Raw genomic sequence first — 9,297 nt, 5'->3', positions numbered from 1 at the left:
TCCCCCACTGATGGAAGTTTCACTTTATTGTACACGCTAAAAATCTAACCGTCACTTACAATTACACAATGTTAAAAAGCCGTAATAAAGTTCATTACGGCTTTTTACTCTTCCATTATTCTACAGACCATATTTCTGGAGTCGTTTATAAAATGTACTTCTTGGAATATCTATTAATTTTGCCGCTGCTGTAACATTTCCTTTAGTTCTTTGCAATGCTTCAAGCATTAAGTCTCTTTGGATTCTCTCCCGAATGGTTAGTTGATTTTCTAAATCCATAAACTCCATCGAGACTTGTTCCTCTACTTGTTGCAGGATACCAAGTGAATACATAGAATGTATTAATTCCCAATAATCAATCCCTTCATCTAAAAGTAAAATAGATAACCGTTGCAGAACATTCTGCAGCTCCCTTATATTCCCTGGCCAATGATAATTTCGCAATTTATCTAATAATTCTTCTGTTAATGGAAGGTTCCAGTTATTTTGTTGACAAATATAAGAAGCGAGAAGAGGCAGATCCTCCCTTCTTTCCCGCAAAGAAGGAATATATATAGGATAGACATTTAAACGATAATATAAATCTTGGCGGAAGGTCCCTTCATTAACCAACTCATTTAGGTTACGATGTGTTGCGGTAATAATACGAATATTTAAAGGGATTTCTTTATTCCCTCCAAGCGGAACTACCTTTCTTTCCTGCAACACGCGTAATAACGCCACCTGCATAGCTGGCGGAATTTCACCAATTTCATCAAGGAACAGAGTCCCTTCATTCGCCTGTTCAAACTTCCCTTTATATCCTTGACGCTTCGCACCTGTAAAAGCCCCTTCCACGTAGCCAAACAGTTCACTTTCCATTAAATCCTTTGGAATAGCTCCACAATTTAACGCGATAAACGGCCCATTTTTACGTGAACTATTCTCATGAATTGCTCTAGCAACAAGCTCTTTGCCCACACCTGTTTCTCCGTATAAATAAACGCTAGCTTCTGTCGATGCCACTTGTTTTACTTGTTTGATTGTATGTTGAAAGGTTTCACTAATTCCCATCTCCCCTTCAAAATGAAATGTTTTAGCAGAAAACAGCCTATTTGAAGCACTTGCCTCTTTCTCTATTAAAAACAAGGATTTTCCTGATACTTCTATACCTTCTGTGAGAAGCGAAGCACTCTCCAACTCGATTTGGTATCCATATTGTAAGAATTCTTTTAGTCTCATTCCAATGGATTTAGGAATCTTTTGTCGAACTAGTTTGCTAGCAGAAACAATGATTTCGTTTTGATCACAAACAATAAAATGACGATTACAATAATAATCTGCCAATTTGATAGCGTGCTGGATAAAAGCTAATTCATTTCTATAGGAGCGTATTTTAATTTCCTGTTCAATTGTGTACGCCATAGATGCAACCGTCCCTAGCATATACGGGTGGGAATGAGTAATAGGGCACGAAAAATTGATAACCCCCATCATGATGCCCCTTTCATTATAAATGGGCATAGCTGAACAACTCCATTTATGAGAGGCAATAGCATAATGTTCCATCCCATTGATCATCACTGCTTCTCCTGTTTGCAAGGCTGTTCCAATTGCATTGGTTCCTACTTCTTCCTCTGTCCAGCGTACCCCTTCTACAAAATTGATTTTTCTCGCATCATCCAATGTTTTTTCATTTCCTGAAAGAGATAAAACATATCCATCTGAATCAACTAATAATGCTATCATTCCAGATTCCTTAATCAACGGGCTCATTCTTGCCAAATGAGGTAACGCTATTTCCATAAGCAATGCGTTTTTTTCTCTTTGTACGGTTAGTAACTCATTTGTTAAAACATAGTTACCTTCCCTTAAATATGGATTCACTTGTTCTTGTCTGCAGCGGTACCAGGATTCCTCAATTTGCTTATTTAAACGTGCCGAATCGAGAACCCCTTCACTAATGAAACGTTTCCATGTACTCAAATTATTAAAAGTAGAAGTAGATGCTAGCATATATCCTCCTCTAATCATTTGATAAACGTTCGCAATACGAATTGAGTGGTATTATTTAATGCAAAAATATGAAGTATAACATGAGTATTTGTTATAGAGGCTTATTCTAATATTATATGAAATTATGTACACACCTACAATATTTTACCAATTTAATTCAAAAGAAGTTCATAATAAAAAGCTTCACGTAAAAAATTAAACGCGAAGCTCTCTATGAAAATACAAGTTTGATTTTAATTTATACTATTCTTATTTTTCTATGAAAAAATGACTCCGCCATCAATCATAACAGCTTGCCCTGTCATGTAATCCGAGTCTGTTGAAGCAAGATAAGACACAAACTTCGCAACATCTTCAGGTGTCTCAGGTCGCCCAAGTGTAATCGATTCAGAAAACTTTTTAAATGCCTCTCCTCTTTCTAGACCCATATAATGTCCCATTTTCTCATCGATTAAATCCCACATTTGTGTGCCGACAATTCCCGGACAATAGGCATTCACTGTAATCCCAAACTGTGCCAACTCTTGTGCTGCAGCCTGCGTAAGACCTCTAACAGCAAATTTAGTAGCCGAGTAAGTACCTAACAGGCTGAATCCTTTATAGCTCGCAATACTAGCTGCATTAATGATCTTTCCGCCTTTTTGTTTTTTCATCTGTTCTGCAGCAGCTTGAAGACAATATAGAACACCGTTCACATTTATATTAAATATTTGATTCAAATCCTCTTCCGTTACCTCAAGTAAAGGTTTGATTTGGGCAATTCCTGCATTTGAAACCATAACATCCAATTGTCCAAAACGCTCAACAACTTGATTAACCATATGAAAAACTTCATTTCTATTACTAACATCAGCTTGAACAGCGAAGCTTTCACGGCCAAGTTCCTTGATTTCACTTACTACAGATTCAGCGTTGTCTAAATTAACATCGTTGATTACCACATTTAATCCATCCTGAGCTAGACGTAACGCAATAGCACGACCAATCCCACGACCTGAGCCAGTCACAATTGCGATTCTTTGACTAGTAACCATATAAATTCCCCCTTAAAATAATGATTATCAATCAAACATGTACAGCATGCCCGCTCGTACTAAGCAATGCTTCGTGAATCGATTCGGACAATGTAGGATGAGCCATTATAAGGTTTTCCAGCACATCTGTCGTGATCTCGGCATGTAACATAACCGTTCCTTGGCCAATTAATTCCGTTGCATGAGGACCTACAATAGAAATGCCAAGTATCTCATTGTATTGAGGTTCTACTAAAACCTTTACTTTTCCAATCGTTTCATTAGAAATTCGTGCTTTTCCATTTACGGAAAACGGAAATTCTCCTATTTTAATATCTCCATATTGATGTTTCGCCTGTTCTTCCGTCAAACCTACACTAGCAAGCTCAGGAGAGGTATAAATACAGCGCGGAACCGCGCGATAATTTACTATTTCAGCTTGACCGCAGGCATTCAGAGCGGCCACTCTACCTTCGTGAAAAGCGATATGTGCAAGCTGAATTCCACCGATCACATCACCGCAGGCATAAATAGAAGGAATGTTAGTTTGCATATATTCATCAACAGCTATTCCTTGCTTAGAGAAATCCACTCCAATTTCCTCTAAACCTAAGCCGTGTACTCTTGGTTTCCTTCCAATTGCAACAAGTACATAATCTGCCTGCAACTCTTGAATAATACCATCCTGAAGCTGTATAAGGACTTGCTTTTTATCCACGTTCAAATCCGTTACAGAGGTGGAGGTATGAACAGTAACACCTTCATCCGCCAATTTCCTATGTAATATTTCAGCAATATCTCGATCTTCACTCGGTAAGAGTTGTTTTCCCATTTCAACTATCGTAACCTTCGTTCCCATCCTGCTATAAATACTAGCAAACTCGCAGCCAATTACACCTCCTCCAATAATCAAAAGAGAGGAAGGAATCGATGGAAGCGACATCGCCTGACCACTATGAATCACCCACTCTCCATCAAATGGCGCAAACGGTAAAGAGATTGGTTCTGACCCGGAAGCAACAATGACTTTACTTACTTCGATTTCTTCTTGTTGTTCATTATTGTCAATCCTTAATCGTTGATTCGTTATGAAAGATGCGCTTCCTTGAATAACGCGAATTTTATTCTTTTTCATTAAATATTGAATGCCTTGAACAAGCGTTGTAACAATTTCTTCTTTCCTTTGTTGTACGACACTCCACTCTATCTCAACGGACGAAGAAAGACGAATTCCTAAATTCTCTGCATTTTTGACCAATTCATACGTATCGGCACTTTCCAATAAAGCTTTAGTGGGCATACACCCCTCATTTAAACAAGTTCCCCCTAGCGGCCCCTCTGTTATTAACAGTACATTTTGTCCCTGCTGGGCAGCAGTAATTGCTGCTACATACCCAGCAGGTCCCCCTCCTATAACGGCTATTGGTTTCACAGAATTGCTTCCCCCTTTCTATAAAAGCATCGTCAATGGCTGTTCTAAGTATCGTTTCACTGTTCGGAAAAAGGCTGAAGCAGGCGCTCCATCCAGTACGCGATGATCGAACGTTAAGCTAAGCGGCAAAAGAGTTCTTCGCTTCAATTCTTCTCCGATATAAACAGGAGCATCATAAGCAGCTCCTACACCTAGAATTCCTGTTTCAGGTGTATTCAAAATTGGAGTAAAGTGCTCAACACCGTATGAACCAAGATTGCTAATCGTAAAAGTAGAACCAGTCATTTCTTCGCTAGGAAGCTGCCCTTCACGAGCACGCTTAGCAAGTTCCTTCCCTTTTTTCGCTAGCTGTCGAACTGTACAAGCTTCCGCATTTCTTATCACTGGAACAACTAACCCTTTTTCTAAAGCAACAGCTATACCAAGATGAACAGACTCAAACAAATGAATTGTTTCATCTATATAAGCGCTGTTCATTTGCGGATGCTCTTGTAATGAAAGTACAACTGCTTTAGCAATAAAGTCTGTGATAGTAATTTTATTTTCATCATCAGTTTGGATGATTTTTGCAGATTGCTTCTGTAATTGAATTAAATCTGTTACATCAGCTTTTAGCGTAATCGTTAATTGAGCACTATTTTGTAAGCTATCCTTCATACGTGCAGCAATGACTTTACGCATGCCGGTAACAGACATTTCTTTTCTCTTCTCTACAGATGCTTGAGGAGAAATCGTTCTTTCTTGTTTAATTAGGGGCTCGGATTCTAGTTTCTTGATGGCTTCCTGTACATCTTCTTTCGTAATTCGTCCTCCTGGTCCAGTACCTTGAATCTTACTAATATCAAGATTAGCGGCCTGTGCAATTTTCCGTGCAACCGGGGAAATCTTCACGCGATCATTCGTTTTACTAATCGGAAGACTTGATGGCTCTGAAGTGTTGGATATTTCAGTCTGTTCCTTTTCTACTTTGTTTATTTGAATATCGGACTCCTTCGTCACTATTTTTTCATTTGTATTGCCGATATAACAAATTACCGTCCCAGGCGGAACACCTTGCCCTTCTGGTACAGCAATATTTAGTAATGTTCCTTCTGCCGGGGATTCAATGTCCATTTCTATTTTTTCGGAATTAATACTAGCAATTAATTCACCCTTTTCAACAGAATCTCCCACTCCCTTATTCCACTCGGAAACGACGCCCTCTTTCATAGCCATACCTAATTTGGGCATTACTACTTCTACTGCCATACTGCATTCCTCCCTTTACTTAGTCATGGGGCTGTCTAAAATGTCCTAAAATAAAAAGCATCAACGAAAAGCCAATGGACAGCCCCATTCCTTTACTGGATTTCTGAATATTGTCCTTCACGACTCCGATGAAGGACATTTTCCTGTCTGGATTCCTGGATGTTGTCCTTCATGACTTTGGGGACAGCCTTATGTTTTTCTTAGACTCCAAGAATTGATGGTTCTCCTAATAACTCTGATACAACCTTGATCACTTTTTCTGGTGTTGGTAAATAAATATCCTCTAGCGGTGGAGAAAATGGTACCGGCGTATGTGGTGCAGTAATTCGTTTGATTGGAGCATCGAGCGTATCAAAGCCTTTATCCGCAACTAATGCTGCAATATCAGTAGCTATACTGCACCTTGGGTTCGCCTCGTCTATCACAATCAATCGATTTGTCTTTGCAACAGAAGATAGAATCGTATCTTCATCTAAAGGTGATAAACTGCGTGGATCGACGATTTCCACTTCGACCCCTCTCTTAGCAAGCTGTTCTGCAGCCTGCTGAGCCGTTTGAACTTGCTTTCCAATTGCAACGATAGTCAAATCTGAGCCTGCTCTCTTGACCTCTGCTTTTCCAAGCGGAATTGTGTAATAACCCTCTGGTACTTCACCTACTGCATTATAAAGCGTCTTATCTTCAAAAAAGATGACAGGATCATTATCCTCAATTGCTGCAAGTAACAACCCTTTCGCATCATAAGGTGTAGATGGTACAACTACTTTCAATCCTGGTATACTCGTAAACAATGCATATAAGCTTTGTGAATGTTGAGCAGCGGCTCTAAACCCGGCACCGTGCATCGTACGGACTGTAACCGGTACCTGCGCTTTCCCTCCGAACATATAACGGAACTTGGCGCCCTGGTTTAAGACTTCATCCAAACAGCTCCCAATAAAATCATTAAACATAAGCTCTGCAATCGGACGTAATCCAGTTGAAGCAGCAGCCATCGCCGCTCCCATATAACCAGCCTCCGCGATCGGTGTATCTAAAATCCGCTCTCGACCAAATTCTTGCACTAACCCTTTTGTAACTCCTAATACACCGCCCCATGCTTCATCATCCTGCAGATGATCGACTTCTGCACCCCCAGCTACATCCTCTCCCATAAGAATGACATCTTCATCCCTTCTCATCGCAATCGCCATCGCTTCATTAATTGCTTGAGACATACTAATTTTTCTACTCATTCCCCATTCCTCCCTTTCAATGTTTAATAGGATACATATACATCTTTTAGTAAATCGTCTGCCTCCGGATAAGGACTTTCCTCACTGAACTTCACCGCTTGTTCAATTGCTTTTTCTACTGAACTTTCAAGAGAAATCAATTCTTTTTCAGATAAGAGCTGCTGATCCAATAAATAGTTTCTAAATTGTACAATGGCATCTTTCTCTTGCTTATGTTCTTTCTTTTCTTGGTCCACTTTATATTTCTGAGCATCTCCTTCAAAATGCCCATAATTTCTATAGGTTACGCATTCAATTAATGTAGGCCCTTCTCCTCTTCGCGCTCTTTGAACAGCCTCTTCAGCCGCCTTGTAAACAGCCATGACATCTTTTCCATCCACGCGAACACCAGGGATATTATAGCCAATCGCCCGGTCAGCTATCGTTTTACAACTAGACGCATAACTAAATGGAGTGGCTTCTCCATAGCCATTGTTTTCCGCAATAAAGATAACAGGTAGTTTCCAAATCGCCGCAAGATTAATCCCCTCATGGAAAGTCCCGTGGTTATTGGCACCATCACCAAAGAAGCAAACGCTTACATTGTCAGTCTTTTTATATTTAGCCGTTAATGCTGCACCACAAGCAAGAGGAAAACCTCCTCCAACAATGCCATTCGCCCCTAACATTCCTTTATCTAAATCAGCAATATGCATTGAGCCGCCTTTTCCTTTGCACAGCCCAGTTACTTTGCCGTAAATTTCAGCCATCATCCCATTTAAATCACATTCTTTTGCAATACAGTGGCCATGACCACGGTGAGTGCTTGTAATACTATCTTTTTCATTAAGGTGGGCACAAACACCAACAGCTACAGCTTCCTCTCCCGCATATAAGTGAACGAAGCCTGGTAAAATCCCTTTTGCAAATTGCTCATGAACTTTATCTTCAAATTGACGGATTTCTAGCATTTTTTTATACATCCAATACGCTTTTTCCTGAGATAACTTCACTTCTTTATTTTGGATCGTTTCCATTTTCCAGCCTCCTTAATGTTAATTCATTAAAGATTAATGCAAGTAATATGCCAAAGTGAAAAAACTTGAAATCAAAGAGAAATGTAGTTTTTTAATAAAAACAAAGTGAGACAAAACGGGACAGTTGTCTCGTTTTGTCTCACTTTGTTTCCCTTTTTGCTATTCCTTTGATTTTTCAAACATTCTCTAGAGACAGGACTTCAAAAATAACAAACAGGAAATAATTCCACTCTCACTATCTACTATTCTGACCTAGCATTATAAGATGGGTATGGTAAACTTGGTCTGAAAGAAGAAATATTTCACGAAGGCAACTTCCTTTTTTCTTTATATATACTGTCAGGGGTGGGACTCGCTTGTTACAGAATTTAAATCATTTTCTTGAAAAAGCGATGCCTATTATTACGCCAGCTAGTGTTGTACTCGGTGTAATCTTCGCTTATTATTTAGAGTCCTATGTCTTCCTCGTTCCTTGGATTTTTGCCTTTATTACATTCACGGGAAGTCTAGGTTCTAATTTCAAATCATTAAAGAATATTGCAACTAATCCAATGCCGATTCTTGTTGTGCTCGGAATTCTTCACGTCATTATGCCTGTTTGGGCATGGACACTTGGACATTTAGTGTTTCCTGGAGATTCCTTGACAGTTACAGGATTAGTGCTAGGTGTTGTCATTCCAACTGGGGTAACTAGCTTACTTTGGGTCACCATCTACAAAGGAAATGCAGTTTTAGCGCTTACGATTGTATTAATTGACACTTTATTATCACCAATTATCGTTCCATATAGTGTTGCTTTCTTCAGTGGTACAACAGTTGAGATGAATACAATGGCCTTAATGAAAGGGCTGATTGGCATGGTCGTTATTCCTTCTGTGATTGCCATGCTGCTCAACCAAGTCACCAAAGGGAAAAGCAAACCAATACTCGGTCCAAAGCTAGCCCCTTTTTCAAAAATGGCTATCGGTGTTTGTGTGACGTTAAACAGCGCAAAAGTAGCTCCTTATTTAAGTAAAGTCGATGCCAAGCTTATCAAAATGGCCATCATGGTCTTTCTTATTGCCTTTTCAGGTTATCTTCTATCTTGGATGATTGCCAAGTTCTTAAAATGCGATAAGGAAGAAATTGTCAGCGTTATGTATACAGGCGGCATGCGAAATATCGCAGCAGGAGCTGTTCTAGCTGTTGCCTATTTCCCAGCTGCTGTCGCTGTGCCTGTTATTCTTGGTACTCTATTCCAACAAGTTTTAGCATCCTTTTACGGAGCATGGCTTAACCGTTATTATCATAATTCCGCGAAACAAAAAGCCGCATAATGAAAAAACCGACCTTCATCGGTCGGTTTTTTCGTCTTAAAA

7 protein-coding genes are annotated in these 9,297 nt (G+C 39.5%); 1 reads left to right on the top strand and 6 read right to left on the bottom strand.

Annotation, left to right across the window (positions count from 1 at the left end; all coding sequences use genetic code 11):
- Positions 1–120: 120 nt before the first annotated feature.
- The 6 genes from BAOM_RS02570 to BAOM_RS02545 form a co-directional block, all read right to left on the bottom strand.
- On the bottom strand, positions 121–1,995 hold the full coding sequence (locus BAOM_RS02570; protein WP_127758931.1) for a sigma-54-dependent Fis family transcriptional regulator: 1,875 nt from the start codon (positions 1,993–1,995) through the stop codon (positions 121–123).
- Between the two features lie 257 nt (positions 1,996–2,252).
- The gene (locus tag BAOM_RS02565) at positions 2,253–3,029 is read right to left on the bottom strand and encodes an acetoin reductase (protein WP_127758930.1); all 777 of its coding nucleotides are present in this window, start codon (positions 3,027–3,029) and stop codon (positions 2,253–2,255) included.
- 31 nt (positions 3,030–3,060) lie between these two features.
- Positions 3,061–4,440, bottom strand: a complete 1,380-nt coding sequence (lpdA, locus tag BAOM_RS02560; protein ID WP_127758929.1) for a dihydrolipoyl dehydrogenase — start codon at positions 4,438–4,440, stop codon at positions 3,061–3,063.
- Between the two features lie 18 nt (positions 4,441–4,458).
- Positions 4,459–5,688, bottom strand: a complete 1,230-nt coding sequence (locus BAOM_RS02555) for a dihydrolipoamide acetyltransferase family protein (RefSeq protein WP_127758928.1) — start codon at positions 5,686–5,688, stop codon at positions 4,459–4,461.
- A 200-nt stretch (positions 5,689–5,888) separates the two neighbouring features.
- Positions 5,889–6,923 carry an alpha-ketoacid dehydrogenase subunit beta gene (locus BAOM_RS02550; protein ID WP_127758927.1) on the bottom strand — a complete coding sequence of 345 codons (1,035 nt, stop codon included), beginning with the start codon at positions 6,921–6,923 and terminating at the stop codon, positions 5,889–5,891.
- Between the two features lie 23 nt (positions 6,924–6,946).
- Entirely contained in the window at positions 6,947–7,939 is a 993-nt protein-coding gene (locus BAOM_RS02545; RefSeq protein WP_127758926.1) for a thiamine pyrophosphate-dependent dehydrogenase E1 component subunit alpha, read from the bottom strand.
- Between the two features lie 356 nt (positions 7,940–8,295).
- Here BAOM_RS02545 and BAOM_RS02540 point away from each other — a divergent pair, with 356 nt between their 5' ends.
- On the top strand, positions 8,296–9,255 hold the full coding sequence (locus BAOM_RS02540; protein ID WP_180319815.1) for a bile acid:sodium symporter family protein: 960 nt from the start codon (positions 8,296–8,298) through the stop codon (positions 9,253–9,255).
- Positions 9,256–9,297: the final 42 nt, after the last annotated feature.

The organism is Peribacillus asahii (assembly GCF_004006295.1).
Taxonomy (GTDB): Bacteria; Bacillota; Bacilli; order Bacillales; family DSM-1321; genus Peribacillus; species Peribacillus asahii_A.
Note: the sequence above shows the minus strand (reverse complement) of the source record. Positions and strands in the feature narration are given on the sequence as shown.